Origin of the sequence: Streptomyces alanosinicus (genome assembly GCF_014650595.1) — a bacterium.
Taxonomy (GTDB): Bacteria; Actinomycetota; Actinomycetes; order Streptomycetales; family Streptomycetaceae; genus Streptomyces; species Streptomyces alanosinicus.
Window position 1 is genome coordinate 379,372 of the sequence record NZ_BMVG01000005.1, and the last position, 17,958, is coordinate 397,329.

17 protein-coding genes are annotated in these 17,958 nt (G+C 71.2%); 10 read left to right on the forward strand and 7 right to left on the reverse strand.

Annotated elements, in window-relative coordinates:
- Positions 1-363 precede the first annotated feature (363 nt).
- A complete protein-coding gene (gene msrA / locus IE277_RS14795) occupies positions 364-885 on the forward strand; it encodes a peptide-methionine (S)-S-oxide reductase MsrA (protein ID WP_189952416.1) in 522 nt (173 codons plus the stop codon).
- A gap of 64 nt (positions 886-949) precedes the next feature.
- Here msrA and IE277_RS14800 read toward each other — a convergent pair whose 3' ends face one another.
- Positions 950-2,023: an NAD(+)/NADH kinase gene (locus tag IE277_RS14800; RefSeq protein ID WP_189952417.1), complete on the reverse strand. Its 1,074-nt coding sequence runs from the start codon at positions 2,021-2,023 to the stop codon at positions 950-952.
- Between the two features lie 195 nt (positions 2,024-2,218).
- Between IE277_RS14800 and IE277_RS14805 the strand changes: the two genes are divergently transcribed.
- The 6 genes from IE277_RS14805 to pqqB all read left to right on the forward strand — a co-directional run bounded on the left by IE277_RS14805 (position 2,219) and on the right by pqqB (position 7,623).
- A complete protein-coding gene (locus IE277_RS14805; protein ID WP_373310782.1) occupies positions 2,219-3,733 on the forward strand; it encodes a purine-cytosine permease family protein in 1,515 nt (504 codons plus the stop codon).
- Positions 3,730-4,281: a cysteine hydrolase family protein gene (locus IE277_RS14810; protein ID WP_189952419.1), complete on the forward strand. Its 552-nt coding sequence runs from the start codon at positions 3,730-3,732 to the stop codon at positions 4,279-4,281. The genes IE277_RS14805 and IE277_RS14810 overlap by 4 nt, the downstream gene beginning before the upstream one ends.
- Before the next feature lie 217 nt (positions 4,282-4,498).
- On the forward strand, positions 4,499-4,924 hold the full coding sequence (locus IE277_RS14815) for a hypothetical protein (protein WP_189952421.1): 426 nt from the start codon (positions 4,499-4,501) through the stop codon (positions 4,922-4,924).
- Between the two features lie 175 nt (positions 4,925-5,099).
- The gene (locus IE277_RS14820) at positions 5,100-5,498 is read left to right on the forward strand and encodes an SseB family protein (RefSeq protein WP_189952423.1); all 399 of its coding nucleotides are present in this window, start codon (positions 5,100-5,102) and stop codon (positions 5,496-5,498) included.
- A gap of 54 nt (positions 5,499-5,552) precedes the next feature.
- Positions 5,553-6,665 carry a hypothetical protein gene (locus IE277_RS14825; protein ID WP_189952425.1) on the forward strand — a complete coding sequence of 371 codons (1,113 nt, stop codon included), beginning with the start codon at positions 5,553-5,555 and terminating at the stop codon, positions 6,663-6,665.
- 61 nt (positions 6,666-6,726) lie between these two features.
- Positions 6,727-7,623: a pyrroloquinoline quinone biosynthesis protein PqqB gene (gene pqqB / locus IE277_RS14830; protein ID WP_229881458.1), complete on the forward strand. Its 897-nt coding sequence runs from the start codon at positions 6,727-6,729 to the stop codon at positions 7,621-7,623.
- Positions 7,624-7,681: 58 nt separating this feature from the next.
- Here pqqB and IE277_RS14835 read toward each other — a convergent pair whose 3' ends face one another.
- From IE277_RS14835 to IE277_RS14860, 6 genes are all read right to left on the reverse strand, one after another.
- On the reverse strand, positions 7,682-8,080 hold the full coding sequence (locus IE277_RS14835) for a MarR family winged helix-turn-helix transcriptional regulator (RefSeq protein WP_189952429.1): 399 nt from the start codon (positions 8,078-8,080) through the stop codon (positions 7,682-7,684).
- Between the two features lie 86 nt (positions 8,081-8,166).
- Positions 8,167-8,517, reverse strand: a complete 351-nt coding sequence (locus tag IE277_RS14840; protein WP_189952431.1) for a VOC family protein — start codon at positions 8,515-8,517, stop codon at positions 8,167-8,169.
- A 600-nt stretch (positions 8,518-9,117) separates the two neighbouring features.
- The gene (locus IE277_RS14845) at positions 9,118-10,149 is read right to left on the reverse strand and encodes a LacI family DNA-binding transcriptional regulator (RefSeq protein ID WP_189952433.1); all 1,032 of its coding nucleotides are present in this window, start codon (positions 10,147-10,149) and stop codon (positions 9,118-9,120) included.
- On the reverse strand, positions 10,146-11,051 hold the full coding sequence (locus IE277_RS14850; RefSeq protein ID WP_189952435.1) for a carbohydrate ABC transporter permease: 906 nt from the start codon (positions 11,049-11,051) through the stop codon (positions 10,146-10,148). Before IE277_RS14850 ends, IE277_RS14845 begins: the two co-directional genes overlap by 4 nt.
- Positions 11,048-12,025, reverse strand: a complete 978-nt coding sequence (locus tag IE277_RS14855) for a carbohydrate ABC transporter permease (protein WP_189952437.1) — start codon at positions 12,023-12,025, stop codon at positions 11,048-11,050. Before IE277_RS14855 ends, IE277_RS14850 begins: the two co-directional genes overlap by 4 nt.
- On the reverse strand, positions 12,022-13,338 hold the full coding sequence (locus tag IE277_RS14860) for an ABC transporter substrate-binding protein (RefSeq protein WP_189952439.1): 1,317 nt from the start codon (positions 13,336-13,338) through the stop codon (positions 12,022-12,024). The genes IE277_RS14855 and IE277_RS14860 overlap by 4 nt, the downstream gene beginning before the upstream one ends.
- Before the next feature lie 235 nt (positions 13,339-13,573).
- Here IE277_RS14860 and IE277_RS14865 point away from each other — a divergent pair, with 235 nt between their 5' ends.
- The 3 genes from IE277_RS14865 to IE277_RS14875 all read left to right on the forward strand — a co-directional run bounded on the left by IE277_RS14865 (position 13,574) and on the right by IE277_RS14875 (position 17,745).
- Positions 13,574-15,595, forward strand: coding sequence for a beta-galactosidase (locus tag IE277_RS14865; RefSeq protein ID WP_189952441.1), 2,022 nt, complete (start codon positions 13,574-13,576; stop codon positions 15,593-15,595).
- A 109-nt stretch (positions 15,596-15,704) separates the two neighbouring features.
- A complete protein-coding gene (locus tag IE277_RS14870; protein ID WP_189952443.1) occupies positions 15,705-17,267 on the forward strand; it encodes a glycosyl hydrolase 53 family protein in 1,563 nt (520 codons plus the stop codon).
- Positions 17,268-17,457: 190 nt separating this feature from the next.
- Positions 17,458-17,745: an ArsR family transcriptional regulator gene (locus IE277_RS14875; RefSeq protein WP_189952444.1), complete on the forward strand. Its 288-nt coding sequence runs from the start codon at positions 17,458-17,460 to the stop codon at positions 17,743-17,745.
- The last annotated feature ends 213 nt before the right edge of the window (positions 17,746-17,958 follow it).

Sequence of the window (17,958 nt, forward strand, 5' to 3'; positions counted from 1 at the left end):
GGGGATGCCTCCCGGGCGGGGAGTGGTGGGGAGTGGTGCGGTGGTGCCGTGCCGGGCCAGCGTTGGTACATACCAAACAGCCCGCGTGGTGCCCCGTCAAGAGGACTAGACCAACTGCGTACATCGGGGTTCCCGATGCCTGCTCCCGCCGCCGGCCGGGCCGTAACTCGTCGGCATCGAGGGCGAGTTGACCGGATCGCGCCCACCTGGCACGCCGGACGGCGGCGTCTGCCGGCCGGCCGGGGGCCGCGTGCCACAGGAACCGATGGATGGTTGCTCGCGGCCGGTATTAGGCTGGGTGATCGGTGACACCGGCATGTCGACGACCGACCGCGCCGGGCTCGAAGCGTCAGGGAGTGACCGATGGCTGTGGGAACCGAACGGGCCGTACTGGCGGGCGGTTGTTTCTGGGGCATGCAGGACCTGATCCGCAAGCAGCCGGGCGTGGTGTCCACGCGCGTCGGCTACAGCGGCGGCGACACGCCGAACGCGACGTACCGCGACCATGGCGACCACGCCGAGGCCATCGAGATCCTCTTCGACCCCACGGTCACGAGCTACCGCGACGTCCTGGAGTTCTTCTTCCAGATCCACGACCCGAGCACGAGGGACCGCCAGGGCAACGACATCGGGCGCAGCTACCGCTCCGCGATCTACTACGGCGACGAGGAGCAGCGTCGCGTCGCCGTGGACACCATCGCGGACGTCGAGGCGAGCGGGCTGTGGCCGGGCAAGGTGGTCACCGAGGTGGAGCCCGTGGGCGACTTCTGGGAGGCGGAGCCCGAGCACCAGGACTACCTGGAGCGCTACCCCAACGGCTACACCTGCCACTTCCCGCGGCCGAACTGGAAGCTGCCGCGGCGAGGAACGCCCACGACGAGCTGACCTGTTGCCTCGGCCATGCCCTGGTCGCTGGTCGCCGGTGACTGGTGGCTGATCGCCGGCGACGTCAGGACGGCCGCGGCCCGTGGCCCGGGGCCGTCGGCAGCGCGAGGTGGGCCAGGTCGTCCGGCGGCGGTGTGGTCACCGGCCACAGGGGAGCGGCCTCGCCGTCGGCGAGGGCGGCCGGCGCGTCGGTGAGGTTCATGCGCTCGCGCAGCCGGCCGTAGAAGTCCGTCGGGCCCAGCCGGACCGCCTTCAGCCGGCGCGGTGCGGCGTACACGCCGATCCAGTCCCCGGGGCTCAGCACACCGCGCAGCTGGCCGTCGATGCTGACGGCGGCCTGCCCCGACCGTTCGAGGACCCGCAGCGCGACGGGCTCGTCGGGGGCGGCCACGACCGAGCGGTTGAACACCATGTGCGGGGCGACCGGCGTGAAGACCAGGCCCTCCGCACGCGGCGAGACGACCGGACCACCAGCGGCGAAGCTGTACGCGGTGGACCCCGTGGGCGTGGCCACCAGCAGCGCGTCGGCCGAGTAGCAGGCCAGCAGCCGGCCCGCCAGATAGACGCCGACCGACACCTGCCGGTCCCTGGCGAGCTTCTCCACGACGACGTCATTGAGGGCCGTGACATTCAGGGCGACACCCCAGTCGTCACCCGTCTCGCACTCCACCCGCACCCGGGGCGGCGGCAGCATCGGCCCGCGGCCGTACCGCAGCAGCGTCTCCATCTGCGCGGGCACCCCCAGCCGGCACGAGGCCCGCATGGTGAGCAGCATCCGGCTCTCCACGGTGATCCGCTCCGCCCGCACCGCGTCCAGCGCCGCACGCACCGCCGAGGCCGGGACCTCGGTGAGGAAGCCGACCCGGCCGAGGTCGACGCCGAGCACCAGCGCGTCGTTCTCGGCCGCCAGCCGGGCGCCGCGCAGGAAGGTGCCGTCGCCGCCGAGCGTGACGATGAGATCCGGATCGCCCGCCGCGTCGACCTCCTCCCGCGCACTGTGCCGCGCTCCCTCCCGCCATACGTCGATGTCGGCGCACCCCACGGCGCGTTCCGCGCACCACTCGCGCACCGTGCGCGCGGCGGCCATGGCCTCGGCGCGGCCGCCGTGCACCACCAGGCCGATCCGGTTCACCGTCATGTCCGCCTCTCAGCCGGCTGCTCCCGCCCGCCATCCTCGCCGCGCACCGCACGCCGGGGCACACGCCACGCCGCCGGTGCCCGAGCCCGCCGTCCGGCACAACGGATCTTCCTTGACGCCCGAGGCGCCCCTGCCTAGCGTCGAGCAGACACGTCTGAACAGGCAGGACAGGCGGTGAGGACAGGTGGTTCGGCGATGAGACAACCGCAGGATTCCGTCGGCGCCACGGACGGCGGATCCCCCGGCCGGCCGATGCGGATGGAGACCCACGGACTCGACGTGATCCAGGACGCGGAGCGCAAAGGCACGCCGCGCACCCTGTTCTGGCCCTGGTTCGGGGCGAACGTCTCCGTCCTCGGCCTGAGTTACGGCGCCTTCGCGTTCGGCTTCGGCATCTCCTTCTGGCAGGCCCTCGTCGCCGGCGCGCTCGGCATCGTCGCCTCCTTCCTGCTGTGCGGGTTCGTCGCGGTCGCCGGCAAGCGCGGCTCGGCCCCCACGATGGTGCTCAGCCGCGCCGCGTACGGGGTGCGCGGCAACCGGCTGCCGTCCGTGATCTCCTGGATCCTCACCGTGGGCTGGGAGACCGTTCTCACCGCGCTCGCCACGATGGCCACCGCGACCGTCCTCGGCCGTCTCGGCTGGGGCGGCGGCACCGCGACCAAGGTGGTCGCCCTGCTGGTCGTGGCCGCGCTGACCGTCGTCGGCGGCGTCATGGGCTTCGACCTGATCATGCGGCTGCAGACCGCCATCACGGTGATCACGGGCGTCCTGACCGTCGGCTACGTCGCCCTCGTCGCCGACCACATCCACTGGGGCACGGTCAGCGCCCTGCCGGCCGGATCCGCGCAGGAGTTCATCGGCGCCCTGGTGTTCATGATGACCGGCTTCGGCCTCGGCTGGGTCAACGCCGCCGCCGACTACTCCCGCTATCTGCCCCGGAGTTCGGCGAGCCGGGGCGTGATCGGCTGGACCGCCTTCGGCGCCTCCGTGGCCCCGCTGCTCCTGCTGGTCTTCGGGCTGCTGCTGGCCGGCTCCTCGCCCGCACTGAGCAAGGCCGTCGCGGCCGACCCGATCGGCGCGCTCACCACGATCCTGCCCACCTGGTTCCTGGTGCCGTTCGCCGTGGTCGCCGTCCTCGGCCTGGTCGGCGGAGCCGTCCTCGACATCTACTCCTCCGGCCTGGCCCTGCTCTCGGCCGGCCTGCCGGTACCCCGCTACCTGGCCGCCCTCCTCGACGGCGTCCTGATGATCGCCGGCTCGATCTACATCGTGTTCTTCGCCGGTGACTTCCTCGGCCAGTTCATGGGCTTCCTCACCACGCTCGGCGTCCCCATCGCCGCCTGGTGCGGCATCATGCTCGCCGACCTCGCCCTGCGCCGCCGCGACTACGACGAAGCGGACCTCTTCCGCCCGCACGGCCGCTACGGCGACATCCCGCTGCCGCCGCTGCTCCTCACCCTCGCCGCCACGGCCGTGGGCTGGGGCCTGGTCACCAACAGCGCGGCCGACTGGCTCACCTGGCAGGGCTACCTCCTCGGCCCGCTCGGCCTCGGCGGCAGGTCCGGCGCCTGGGCCTACGCCAACCTCGGCGTCCTTGCCGCACTGGCCCTCGCCTTCCTCGGCACCCTGCTGACGGGCCGGCGCCGGGTCCGCGCCCAGGAAACACGGGAGCCCAGCCCGGCGGCCGGCGAAGGGGTGCTGAACCGATGACCGCCGGACACCTCGCCGTCATCGACATGCAGCGTGTCTTCGCCGACCCGGCGAGCCCCTGGGCCGCCCCCCGCTACGCCGACGCGGCGGTCGGCGTCCGCGGTCTGCTGCCGGCCTTCGCCGACCGCGTCACCTTCACCCGCTTCGTGGCCCCCGCGCAGCCGGCCGGGGCCTGGCGCGCCTACTACGCGCAGTGGCCCTTCGCCCTGCAACCCCCGGACGCCGAACTGTGGCACCTTTCCGACGAGTTCACCGACCGTGCCCGGCATGTCATCGACGCGCCCACCTTCGGCAAGTGGACCCCTGACCTCGCCGCCCGCGCCGCCCCGGACGGCCGTCTGGTCCTGGCCGGTGTCAGCACCGACTGCTGTGTGCTGTCCACCGCCCTGGCCGCCGCCGACGCCGGCACCGAGGTCCTGGTGGTCGCGGACGCCTGCGCCGGCGTGGACGACGACTCCCACCTCAAGGCCCTGCAGATCATGGAGCTGTACCGCCCGCTCGTCCGTGTCACCACCGTCGACGACCTGCTCGCGGAGGCCGGGCCATGACCGGCGTCCCGCTTCGAGCTGACCCTCGCCTTCGGCTGACCCGACATCGACTGCACGGAATGCACACTGCTTTGTGCACTCTGTGCCGGCGACTCGGTTCCTCTCGCGAAGGAAACTGGTCCCACGTTTCGATTGGGGCGCCCACACGGGCGACAGGCGAAATCGGGCCTCGACAAGGGAGAGGCACGAATTCGCAATTTCATAAAAAGGGGGACATATGGCACTGCGAACGCGGCTTGCGGGACTGATCGGTTCGGGGGCCCTCCTCGCCGGCGTCTTCGTCGGTGTCGGCTCCGCTCCGGCCTCGGCGGCAGGGGTGACGTTCGGCTTCCACCCCTACCCCGACGGCGGCGGCCGGATCTACGCGTCGCAGAACGGCAACTACCTCGGAGACGTCACCTGGTACGCCGACGGCGATGCCACGTATGACGGTGACACGCTGTGCGCGGTCGACGCGTATCCGGACGGCCGGTACGTGAGCGGGTACGCCACCTTCGGCCGCGGCGTCAACACCAACGGGATCAACTCCCCCGGCAGCCGCTGCAAGGGCGGTGACGTGAAAGAGGGGCAGAAGTTCAAGATTCAGATGTGTCTGTTGGGCTCCACGCCGGTGTGCTCGCCGAACTACGGCGTCACCTCCTGACCGAAGGACCGGCCCTGGGGCCCCGCACCTGGTTCGAGGGTGCGAGGTCCCACCGGATCTCCCGCACGTCCGCACGCATGCACCGTGGCCCAGCGGGTACGCGAGGTCCGAGCACGCCCGGGCGCGGATCCGCCCCCGGGCGGCCCGTACGACCGCCGCTACCTGGGGATCTGCCATGGAGACACCCGCACACAAGGATCTGTCGACGCCGGCCCAGCGGGCGCTGGACGCGCTGGCCGTGAATACCGAGGACCAGTCCGCGCTGGACGTCCTCGCCCACAGTGACGTGCTCGTCCCCGTGCCGGACGACGCGGCCGACGCGGACGGTGCCGACGCCACGACCGTGGCCCTTCCCGTCCTCGAACAGCCCGGAGGCGAACCGGTCGTCCCCGTGTTCACCACGGAGGGCGAGATGGCCGGCCTGCTGCCGTTCGTCTCCCGCTACCGCCTCGTCCCGCTGGGCGCCCTCGCCTCCCAATGGCCCGAGGAGGACCTCTCCCTGGCCATAGACGGCAGCTCCGCCCACGCCCTGACCCTGACGTCACAGGGGGTGCGTACGCTGCTGGCCCGATGAGGGACCCGCCCGCCCCACCGGTCGCTCCACCCCCGCGGGCGCAAAAATGGCCCCATGGAATACATCTCCGGCGCGGCCGGGGCCCTGGTCCTCATCCTGGTCCTGAGCAGCATCCTGCGCACGCTCGTCGTACCCAGAGGCCTCTACTCCGCGCTGGTGTTCCGCCTGTGGTGGAGCCTGCGCAGACTCCTGCGGCTCACCGCCGTCGGCGGCGGCTACCGCGCGATGGACCGTGCCCAGACCTGGCTCGCCCCGCTGATGCTCATCGGCATGCTCACCTGCTGGCTCGCCGGCGCGCTGCTCGGCTTCGGACTCCTGCTGTACACGCTGTCCCCGCTGTCCTGGACCACCGCGTTCCGGGAGGCGGGCTCCAGCCTGTTCACGCTCGGCTTCGCCGGCGGCGCCCGGCTGAAACTGTCGGTGATCGACTTCGTCGCCGCGGCCACCGGCCCGGTCCTGATCGCCCTGCAGATCGCCTACCTGCCCACCCTGTACGCCGCCTACAACCGCCGCGAACTGGAGGTCACCCTGCTCCAGTCGCGGGCCGGTGAACCCGCGTGGGGCCCGGAGATCCTCGCCCGGCAGTGGCTGGTCGACACCGAGACCGCGCTCCCCGCGCTGTACCGGGCCTGGGAACGGCTCGCCGCCGACATGGGCGAGAGCCACTCGACATACCCGATCCTGCTCACCTTCCGCTCCCCGCGCCCGCACCGCAGCTGGCTGGTCGGGCTCGTCGCGGTCATGGACGCGGCGGCGGTGCAACTCGCCCTGGCCCCGCGGCTCGCGCCACCGGAGGCCCGGCTGGTGCTGCGGGCCGGGTTCACCGCCCTGCGCGACATCGCCCGCGCACTGCGCATCCCCTTCGACGCCGACCCCGCGCCGGACGCGACGATCCGGCTCACCTTCGCCGAGTTCGACGCGGCCGCGGCCATGCTGGAGTCGGCCGGGTTCCAGGCCGAGCGCCCGCCGAAGGAGGCCTGGCCGCACTTCCAGGGCTGGCGGGTCAACTACGAGGCCGTCGCCTACGAGCTGTGCCGCCGCTGCGACGCCGTACCGGCCCTGTGGACCGGCCCCCGCGACTTCCCCGGCGGCCCGATCCCGCCCGCGCGCCCGGCGGACCGGCGGCCCGCCGAAGGACGGCCGGAACTGCCCCCCGCCACCGGATAGTCCCGGCCCCAGGCGGGAAGATCCCAGCGGAAGAATGGTCCGGACTCATGCGAAGGAGCCGATGGTCGTGAGGGTCGTCCTGCTGGGCACCGCCGCCGGGGGCGGCTTCCCGCAGTGGAACTGCGCCTGCTCGCTGTGCACGGCCGCCCGGGACGGCAAGCTGCCCTCCCGCACCCAGGAGTGCGCCGCCGTCACCGGCAACGGCCGCGACTGGTGGCTGCTGAACGCCTCGCCCGATCTGCGCACCCAGCTCACCGCGACCCCGGCGCTGTGGCCGGGCCCCGGTCCCCGGGACACCCCGCTGCGCGGTGTCCTCCTCACCGACGCCGAGGCGGACCACGTCAGCGGCCTGGCCGAACTGCGCGGAGCGGCGGGCCTGAAGGTCTACGCCGCCGCGCCGGTGCGTGCCGTACTGGGCCCGGGCCGCGCCGCCCTGGACCGCTACTCCCCCTGGGAGTGGGCGGACAGCCTGGCCGACGGCGGATTCGTGCTGGCCGGCGGGCTGGTGGTCACCGCGCATCCGGTGGGCGTCAAGATCCCGAAGTACGTCCCGGCGCAAGCCCCCGACCCCACCGGACCGTGGGTGACGGCGTACCGCGTGGAGGACCTCGCCAGCGGGGGAGTGCTGGTGTACGCGCCCTGCGTGGGCGCCTGGAGCCCGGCGCTGGACGACTTGTGCGCCGAGGCCGACTGTGTGCTGCTGGACGGCACGTTCTTCGCGGCCGACGAGATGGGGACGGCGGTGCGCTCCGGTGCCCAGCAGGCCGCCATGGGACATCTGCCGGTCACGGGCCGGCGCGGCACGCTGGCGGCCCTGGCCCGGCACCCCGGCGCACGCCGGATCTACACCCACCTCAACAACACGAACCCGCTGCTCGACCCGGCCTCACCGGCACGCGCGCGGGTCGCCGAGGAGGGCGTCGAGGTGCTGCCCGACGGAGCCGAGCTGGTGCTCTGACGCCGTCGTCCGGCCACCTTGTGTCGCGGCGTTCCCGCCCGTCGGCGTTCCCGGTCGGTCAGCGTTCCCGCTCGGTCAGCATGCGCTCCAGCACGGCGCGCTGGAGCGGCTGGACCTCGGCGTGCAGCGCGCGGCCCTTGGGGGTGAGGGCCACCCACACCCCGCGCCGGTCCTCGGCGCAGACCGAGCGCTCCACCAGACCGTCCTTCTCCAGCCGGCCGATCAGCCGGGACAGCGCGCTCTGGGTGAGATGGACCCGGCCGACCAGGTTCTGCACCCGGCACTGGTCGCCCTCGGCGGGGGACTCGACAGCCAGGATGTCGAGCACCTCGAAGTCGCTGGCGCCCAGCCCGTGCGGGTGCAGGGCCCGGTCGATCTCGCACATCGTGTGGGCGTGCACGGCGAGGATGTCCCGCCACCGTTCCTCAAGCCGGGCGTCGGCCGTCTTGACTGCCATACCCGCACCGTAGCACCGATCCGGCCAATCGTTGAGCGTGCAACTAGTGTGGCTGCGGGCACGGCCGGGGCTGGGGTGAGCGGTGCTCAGACGGCCGGGTCCTGGAGCAGGCCGATCAGATTGCCGTCGGGGTCCTTCACGGAGGCGACCAGCCGGCCGTTGCCGACGTCGCGCACGTCCTGGACGACTTCGGCGCCCGCCGCCAGCAGGGCCGCGAGGCGCTCGCGAAGATCGGTGACGTGCCAGAACGGCACCGGCCCGGTCAGTCCCTGGGCGTGCCCGTTCGGGTCGAGGCCGACGTCCTGTCCCTCGGCCTTGAAACCGATGTAGTAGGGCTCGTCGGCGTACGGCTCGACGCCCAGCAGCGCGGAGAACAGGGCCTTGGCCCGCTCCGCGTCCTTGACGGGGTAGATGATCGTCTGCACGCCTGCGCTCATGAAACTCACTCCTCGTGGTGCGGGGTCCGACGGGTCTTCCGCCGACGCACTTCACGCTAGGACCGGGGAGCCCGCCCCGGCTTCTTCGATCCTGACCGGTTGCGGGCTCCCCGGCGGCCCTACGCGTGGTGCGGCACCTCGGCGACGGTGAGACGGGCCGCGCTGCGGGCGGCAACGAGCGCCCCCACCCACGGCGATCACGAGCCCCGCCGGCGCCAGTTCCGCCGGCCTCGGCGCGTGCCAGACGTCCGTCATGGACGACGGCAGGGTGACGTCGATCCCCGCGGCCATCCGTGGGACGACGACCTCGTGGGCGGCGACGCCCTGCTCGCGCCACAGATCACCCGGCGCCTGGTGGAGCGGTACGCGGCCGAGGCCGGGCGGACGGCCGAGCCCGTGCCCGCCGACCTGGCCGCGCCCACCCCGCGGGAACGCGAGGTGCCGACCCTGCTCGGCCGCGGCCAGTCCAACGCGGAGCCAGTGCCCCGGCAGGCAACGTTCGCCCCGTCGAATATGCGGCTCCGCCGCGCGGGCGCGACCCGCCACAAGGACGCGGCAGACGCCCGGCAGCCTTCCCCGGCACTTCGCGGAGCGCCCGGCTCAAGCCGAATCGCGCCGCACCAACTCCGTGGGCAGAATCACCGCCGCCGCGTCCTCCCCGCCGATCTGCGCGAGCAGCACCCGCACCATCTCGCTGCTGATCCGGTCCCACGGCTGTCGGATCGTGGTCAGCTCGGGGGTCACGGCCGTAGCCGCCGGGGAGTCGTCGAAACCGCCGACAGCGATGTCGTCCGGCACCCGCTTCCCGGCCCGGTGCAGCGCCGCCAGCACACCCTGCGCCATCAGGTCGGAGGCGACGAACACCGCGTCCATGTCCGGGGCCTGCGCCAGCAGCCGCTCCGCGCCCGCCTCTCCGCTGGCCCGGCTGTAGTCACCGGAGACGATCAGGCTCTCGTCGACCTTGATGCCGGCCTGCGCCAGTACCTCCTCGTACCCGGCGAGCCGCTCCACCCCGCCGGGGGTGTCCAGCGGACCGGTGACGACCCCGATCCGGCGCCGGCCCAGCGACAGCAGATGCCGGACCATGTCCCGGGCCCCGTCCCGGTCGTCGGCGGCCACATAACTCACCTTGGAACCGAGCCCGATCGGCTTGCCGCAGGCGACGAGCGGCACGCCCGCCGCCCGCAGCTCCTCCGCGACCGGGTCGCCGGAGTGGCTGGAGACCAGCAGCACCCCGTCGACATGCCCGGCGCTGATGTACCGCGTGATGCGCCGGCGTTCGTCCTCGGTGCCCGCGATCATCAGCAGCAGCGGGATGTCGTGCGCGGCCAGTGCCTGGGTACAACCCCGCAGCAGCACATTGAAGTTGGGGTCCTCGAAGAACCGCTCCTGGGGCTCCGTCAGCAGGAAGCCGACCGAGTCCGAACGGCCGGTGATCAGCGAACGGGCGTGCCGGTTGACGACGTACCCGGTCTTGCGGATCGCGGCGTCGACCGCCTCCTGCGCGGCGGGACTGACGTAGTGTCCGCCGTTGAGCACACGTGAGACGGTGCCGCGCGAGACGCCTGCCTCGCGCGCCACGTCGTGGATCGTCGGCGGTTTGCGCCGGCCCCCCGAATTGCTCATGGTCATGACTTTACGGCTCCCGAGAGGAGATCGAGGCTCCAGAACCGCTGGATGACCAGGAACAGCGCGATCAGCGGGAGGACCGCGAGGAACGCGCCCGTGATCACCAGGGTGTACAGCGCCGGTGTGTTGGAGCCCTGCTCCAGCAGCGTGTACAGGCCGAGCGTGAGCGGGAACTTCTCGTCGTCGCTGAGCATGATGTACGGCAGCAGGAAGTTGTTCCACACGGCCACGAACTGGAACAGGAACACCGTGACCATGCCGGGGATCATCATCGGCAGCGCGATCCGGGTGAAGATCCGCCACTCGCTCGCCCCGTCCATCCGCCCGGCCTCCACCACGTCGGCGGGGACGGCGGCGGCCGCGTAGATCCGCGACAGATACACGCCGTACGGGGAGAGGATCTGGGGCAGCAGCACGGACAGACAGGAGTCCGTGAGGTCGGCCTTCGCCAGCAGCAGGTACTGCGGGACGGCGAGGATCACCGGCGGCATCAGCACACCGGCCAGCAGGACGTTGAACATCGCCTCGCGGCCCGTGAACCGGTAGGTCGCCAGGGCGTAGCCGCCGAACGCCGAGACGGCCGTCGACAGCAGCGCGCCGAGACCGGCGTACAGGGCGGAGTTGCCCATCCACTGCCAGTAGATGCCGCCCCGGTAGGCGTTCAGGTCCTTGATGTTCTGGGTGAACCCGGTGCCGGGCAGGAAGGTGAACGTGGAGAACAGCTCATGGCCGGACTTGGTGGACGCGATCACCACCCAGGCGACCGGCAGCAGCGTGTAGACCGCGCCGATCAGCAGAGTGATCGTCGGCACCAGCGCGATCCGGCGGCGCAGCGGTGGCCCCTGCGCCGCACCGGGCGTGGTGCCGGCGGCCGGGGCCGCCTTGCGGACGGCGAGCGTACTCATCCTGCGGCCTCCTGCTTGGTGCGGCGGTTCGCGGCCCGCAGGAACCCGAAGGACAGCACCAGGGTGGCCAGTGCGATCAGGGTTGCCTCGGCGGCGGCCGCGTAGATGTCGCCCCGGTGGAAGGCGTCCTGGTACACCTTCATCAGCGGACTCCAGCTCGTGTTGAGGGAGTTGGTGAGGGGCTTGAGGGTGGTCGGCTCGTTGAACACCTGGAGCGTCGCGATGATCGAGAAGAAGAAGGTCAGCACCAGCGAGGGCGCCACCATCGGGATCTTGATCCGCAGGGCGATCTGCAGCGGGGTGGCGCCGTCCAGCCTGGCCGCCTCGTACACCTCGACCGGGATGGACCTCAGCGAGGTGTAGATCACGATCATGTTGAAGCCCGTGCCGCCCCAGACCGCGATGTTCGAGATGGCGAGGTACAGCGGACCGCCGTCGAGCAGGTTCGGCTGCGGCATATGCAGCTTCTGGAGGACGTAGTAGAAGGGGCTGACGGACGGCAGGTACAGGAAGCCCCACATCAGCGCCGCCACGACACCGGGGATGGCGTACGGCAGAAAGATCGCGAGCCGGGTGACCGGGGCGAGCCGCACCCTCTCGGAATCCAGCATCAGCGCGAACAGCAGCGCGAGACCGAGCATGACCGGGACGACGATGCAGCCGTAGCCGAGCACGCGCAGCGCGCCGTGCAGCAGTTCGCTGTCCTGGAAGGCGTCGGTGTAGTTCTCGAAACCGGCCCAGACCTCGTGCCGGGCACCGGCCCCGAGGCCGAGCCCGGAGACGTGCACCTTGCGGAAGCTGAGGAAGACGGCGTACCCGATGGGCAGCGCGAAGAAGAGGGCGAAGAGGACCGATGCGGGAAGAAGGAAGAAGTAGGGGGCGCGAAGCGCTCCTTTGCGGGCGGTGGCGGGAGACGGGTGGGCGTACGGGGCCCCCTTGACCCCGTACGACTTCCGGCCGGTGGTCGTGCTCACCGGGAGACCCCGAAGCCCTGCTTCTTCATGTCGGCGACCGTGGCGTCCTGCATCTTCTTCAGGGCGGCACCGAAGTCCGACTTGTCCTTGGCGGCGGCGCCGAACGCGTCGTTGAAGCTCGCGTAGGCGACGTTCACGTTCGGGCCCCAGGCCGAGGGCACCGTGGTCTTCGCGATGCCGGCGGCCTTGGTGTAGAAGTCCGGCTGGTTCGAGAAGAACGCGGGCGGGTTGGAGAAGGCGCCGCTGAGCTGGGCGGAGGTGGAGGCCGGGTAGATCCCGCCGTCCGTGGCCAGCGCGTTCAGGGCGTCGTGGTCGGTGTTCAGCCAGGCGGCGAACTCGGCGGCCGCCTCCTTGTGCGCGGAGTCGGTGGTGACGGCTGTGGAGGAGCCGCCCCAGCTGCCGGTCACGTCCTGGTCCTCGGACCACTGGGGGAGCGGGGCCATGGCCCACTTGCCCTTGGTGTCCGGCGCGGCCGTCGTCAGGGTGCCCGGCGCCCACACCGCGCTGACCCAGCCGATCTCCTGGCCGGTGTTCATCGCCTTGTTCCAGGCCGGCTGGTACATCGGCTGGTTGTCGATGACGCCGTCCTTGACCAGCCCGCCCCAGAACGTGGCGACCTTCCGCGTGGCCGCGTCGTCGATGGCGACCTTCCACTTGTCGCCGGAGGTGGTCCACCACGTGGCGCCGGCCTGCTGGGCGAGGCCCGCGAAGAGACCGGAGTCATTGGCGGAGAAGGTGGTCAGGTACTTGTCCGGTGCCTGCTTCTTCAGCGCGCGGGCGGTCTCGGCGAACTGCTGCCAGGTGGTGGGGACCTTCAGGCCGTACTTCTTGAACAGGTCCGCGCGGTAGTAGAACATCATCGGGCCGATGTCCTGCGGCACCGCGTAGACGGCGTTCGTGCCGAGCGTGGTCTGCTGCCAGACACCGTCGGCGAACTTGCCCTTCACATCGCCGACTTCCTTGGATATGTCGGCCAGGGCGTCATTGCTGACCAGGGTCGGCAGCGCCTGGTACTCGGCCTGCACCAGGTCCGGGGCCTTCTTCGCCTTGTGCGCGGTGAGGATCTTGGTGACCAGCGTGTCGCCGGACGCCTGCTTCTTCACCGTGACGGTGATCCGGTCCTTCTTGCCCGGCCCCTTGTTCCACAGGTCGACGACCTTGTCCATGCCGGGCGTCCAGGTCCAGTACGTCAGCGAGACCGGACCGGACTCGGACTTGCTGTCGTCCCCGGAGCCGCAGGCGGCGAGGGTGGTGGCGCCGAGCGCGACGGCGAGGGCGGATGTCACGAGGCGGCGACGCTTCGTGTGCGGCATGGTTTCTCCCCTGACCTGGGTCCCCGCCTGCTGCGGGGACCTGCCATGCAGATGTGCACGATCACATGACCTGGGCACCCACCGGGAGGGATTCCTGCCATGCTTCTGTGAGCGTTCACAGTAGAGAAACATCCCGGACACTTGTCAATGGTTGTTGCTGTGCGGTTATGTTGGGCTTGCACCGCTGCCGCTGTGTGTGAACGTTCCCAAATGATCGATTCAACGGGAGACACCCATGCCGGACACCAGCCCCAGGGGCCTCACCAGGCTTGCCTTCGGTGGCGACTACAACCCCGAGCAGTGGCCGGAAAACGTCTGGCAGGAGGACGTCCGCCTGATGCGCGAGGCCGGCGTCACGATGGTGAGCGTCGGGATCTTCTCCTGGGCCCTGCTGGAACCGGCCCCGGGCGAGTACGACTTCGGCTGGCTGGACCGGATCATCGACCTGCTCCACGAGAACGGCATCCGCGTCGACCTCGGCACGCCCACCGTCGCCCCGCCCGCCTGGTTCTACCGGGCGCACCCCGAGGCCCTGCCGGTGACCGCCGAGGGCCTGCGCCACGAGTTCGGCTCACGCGGCGCGATCTGCCACAGCAACGCCGACTACCGCGCCGCCGCCCGGTCCGTCACCACCCAGCTCGCCGAACGCTACGGCGACCATCCCGCGCTCGCCCTGTGGCACGTGCACAACGAGTACGGCGTCCCCGTCTCGGCCTGCTACTGCGACTCCTGCGCCGCCCACTTCCGCCGCTGGCTCACGCAGACCTACGGCACCGTCGACGCGGTCAACGAGGCCTGGGGGACAGCCTTCTGGGGCCAGCGCTACACGAGCCTGGAGCAGATCAACCCGCCCCGGGCCACCCCGACCGTCGGCAACCCCGGCCAGGCCCTCGACTACCGGCGCTTCGCCGACGCGACCATCCGTGAGAACTTCCGCGCCGAACGCGACATCCTGCACCGCCGCTCCCCGGGCATTCCGGTGACCACCAACTTCATGACCGCGCTCAGCCAGTGCGACGCGCTGGACTACTGGGCCTGGGGCCGCGAGGTCGACCTCGTCACCAACGACCACTACCTGATCACCGACGGCCGCCGCACCCATGTCAACCTGGCCATGGCCGCCGACCTCACCCGCTCGGTCGCCGGCGGAGCGCCCTGGCTGCTGCTGGAGCACTCCACCTCGGGCGTCAACTGGCAGCCCCGCAACCCCGCCAAGGTGCCCGGCCAGATGGCCCGCAACTCCCTCGCCCACGTGGCGCGCGGCTCCGAGGGCGCGATGTTCTTCCAGTGGCGCCAGTCCCGGCGCGGCGCCGAGAAGTTCCACTCGGCGATGCTGCCGCACGGCGGCACCGACACGCGCGTGTGGCGCGAGGTCGTCGAACTCGGGGCGACCGTCGACTCGTTGAGCGCGATCCGCGGCACCCGCACCGAGGCCGACGTGGCCATGCTGTGGGACTGGCAGTCCTGGTGGGCGCAGAATCTCGCCTGGCGCCCCAGCGAGGACCACGACCCGCGCGAACGCGCCGACTCCTTCTACGAGGCCCTCTACGACCGCCACCTCACGGTGGACTTCGCCCACCCGGAAGCCGACCTGTCGGCCTATCCCCTTGTCGTCGTACCGGCTCTGTATCTGATGACGGAGGCCTCCGGGAACAACCTCCGGGAGTACGTCGAGGGCGGCGGCACGCTCGTGGTCTCGTACTTCTCCGGTGTCGTCGACGAGCACGACGCCGTGCACGAGGGGGCCTGTCCGGGCGCGTTGCGCGATGTCCTCGGCCTGACCGTGGAGGAGTTCTCACCGCTGCTCAAGGACGAGCGGGTGCGGCTGGCCGGTCCCGACGGATCCGAGCTGAGCGGGGACGTCTGGACGGAGTTCGTCGTGCCGCGCGGCGCCGAGACGGTGTGGCGGTACGCCGACGGGCTCCCGGCCGGCCACCCGGCCGTCACCCGGCACCGGCACGGCCGCGGCACCGCCTGGTACGTCTCCACCCGCCTGGACGCCCAGGGCCTCGACGCGCTGATCGGCCGGGCGGCCGACGACGCCCGGATCGCCCCGCGCGCCGATCTGCCCCGCGATGTCGAAGTGGTGCGCCGCAGGGGCGAGTCCGGAACCTATCTCTTCGCGATCAACCACACCTCCGGCGACACAAAGGTGCCGCTGGAGTCGCCCGGCACCGAGCTGCTGACGGGCGAACGCGCCGCGGGCCGCCTTCCGGTGCCCGCGGGAGCCGTCCGGGTCGTACGACTCGACGGCTGAGCCGGCTCCCTCCGCCCGCGTGTGCCACGAGAGCCGCGGGCGGAGGGGTTCTCCTCCGGCCCCACCGGAGGACACCCCCTCCCCAGTCATGTCGAAGGGACGACGGACGATGAAGTTCCATCCCAGACGCACCATCAGGGCCCTGCTGCTGCCGCTCGCCGCCGGGCTCGCCCTCACCGCCCTGCCCGCCCAGACCGCCTCCGCCGCGAGCACCCTCACCAACGGCGGCTTCGAGTCCGACGGCACCGGCACGGGCACCCCCACCGGCTGGTCCGAGTACGGCGACACCGGCGCCTCGTACACCGAGTCCGGCGGCCACAGCGGGAGTTACCGCCTCACCCAGTACGCGGCGTCCGCGTACAAGGTCGAGACGTACCAGTACCTGTCGGGCCTGACCGACGGCACCTACACATTGACCGCCTGGGTCCGCTCCAGTGGCGGACAGAACGCCGCGTATATCGCGCTCAAGAATTGCGGGAGTGCGGAGCAGCGCACCGATCTGCCCATATCGTCAACTGGGTGGATCCGTATCGTCACGCCGATCAATGTGACGAACAGTCAGTGCACCATCAGCATCAACAGTGACGCGAACGCCGGTAACTGGATCAACGTTGACGATCTGACCTTCACGTCCGGCACCACCGGTACCTCCATCCACGGAGCCGACATCTCCTCCCTCGCCAAGAGCGAGGCCAAGGGCGGTGTCTACAGGACGAGTTCCGGCTCCACCGGCGACGCACTCTCCATCCTGAAGTCGTACGGGATGAACTACGCCCGGCTGAAGGTCTGGGTGAACCCGGCCGACGGCTTCAACGACAAGGCGCACGTCCTCGCGATGGCCAAGCGGGTCAAGGCCCAGGGCATGAAGCTCCTGGTCGACTTCCACTACTCGGACACCTGGGCCGACCCCGGCGCCCAGACCAAACCGGCCGCGTGGACGGGCCATGCATACAGTCAACTCAAGACAGACGTGTACCACCACACGTACGACGTCCTGAACGCCTTGAAGGCTCAAGGCACCACCGCCGACATGGTCCAGATCGGCAATGAGATCAATGCCGGCATCCTGTGGGCCGAGGGATCCACGGACAACTGGAGCCAGCTCGCCGGTCTGCTCAACTCGGGCTACGACGCGGCCAAGGCCGTCAGTTCGTCCACCGTCGTCGCGTTGCACCTGGCCAAGGGCGGCGACAAGGCCGGCACCGAGTGGTGGTTCGACAAGGCGGTCGCAAGCGGCGTGAAGTTCGACGCGATCGGCCTGTCGTACTACGGCTACTGGCACGGCCCGCTCTCCGACTTCCAGACCACGCTGGACGACGCGGCCGCCCGCTACGGCAAGCCCGTGTTCGTCGCCGAGACCGCCTACCCCTTCACGCTGGCCCAGGACGACTCCCTGGAGAACCAGATCGACACCACGAGCGAGCTGGTGAGCGGCTACCCGGCGACCGTCGCCGGCCAGACCAAGTGGATGAACGACGTGGCGAGCATCGTGGAGGCCGTACCGAACGGCCGCGGCCTCGGCGTCTTCTCCTGGGAGGCGACCTGGACCGCCGTCAGCGGCAACGGCTGGGACCCGACCGACGCCACCTCCGGCAACGGCTGGGAGAACCAGGCCCTGTTCGGCTACGACGACAAGGCGCTCGCCTCCATGACGTGGTTCAGCCACCGCTGAACCACCGGTGACGGGCCCGGCCGTACAGGGGCGGCCGGGCCTGCGCCCATTTTCCGGGGTCATATGCCCCCGCCGCGGTCGCACGGCCGTTCGGTACCGGACAACGACGGCGGAGTGCCGTACGGGGCGGTGCTGACCGGTCCACAGTGGGAACACTGCGTACGAGGAGGCCGGGGACGGAGGCGGACGGATGATGGGAACCCCCTCGGGCCGGATGCGGCAGACGATTCTGGAGTGGCTCAAGGACCCCGCGGCCCACTTTCCGGCGCCTGCGCGGCGCGACCTCGCCACGACCGGGGTCACCGCGCGCGCCGTGGCCGCCAAACTCGGCGTACGCCGCCGGACCGCCCGCGCCCACCTGGACTTCCTCACCCGGCTCGGCCTGCTGCGCACCCAGCGCCAGCGTCTTCGCACCTACTACCGGCGCGACGAGATCCGTATCGCCGAGGTGGCCCGGGTGTTCGAGAAGGGGTGGTGAGGGACGGCGCCGGTGAGATGACGTCGCAGCGAGCGGGGAGGGCTCGGGGCGCGGGGCGCCGGGCGCGGCGTGCCCCCGGCCGGCCGGCGGCACGGGCCGCCCCGTGGCGAAGGGCACCCCCATGGACCGACCCACGGCACTCGTCCCGCTCCACCACCTCACCGGGCCGCGCGCCGGCCACGCCGAGCTCTTCGCCACGCTTCCACGCGCCGT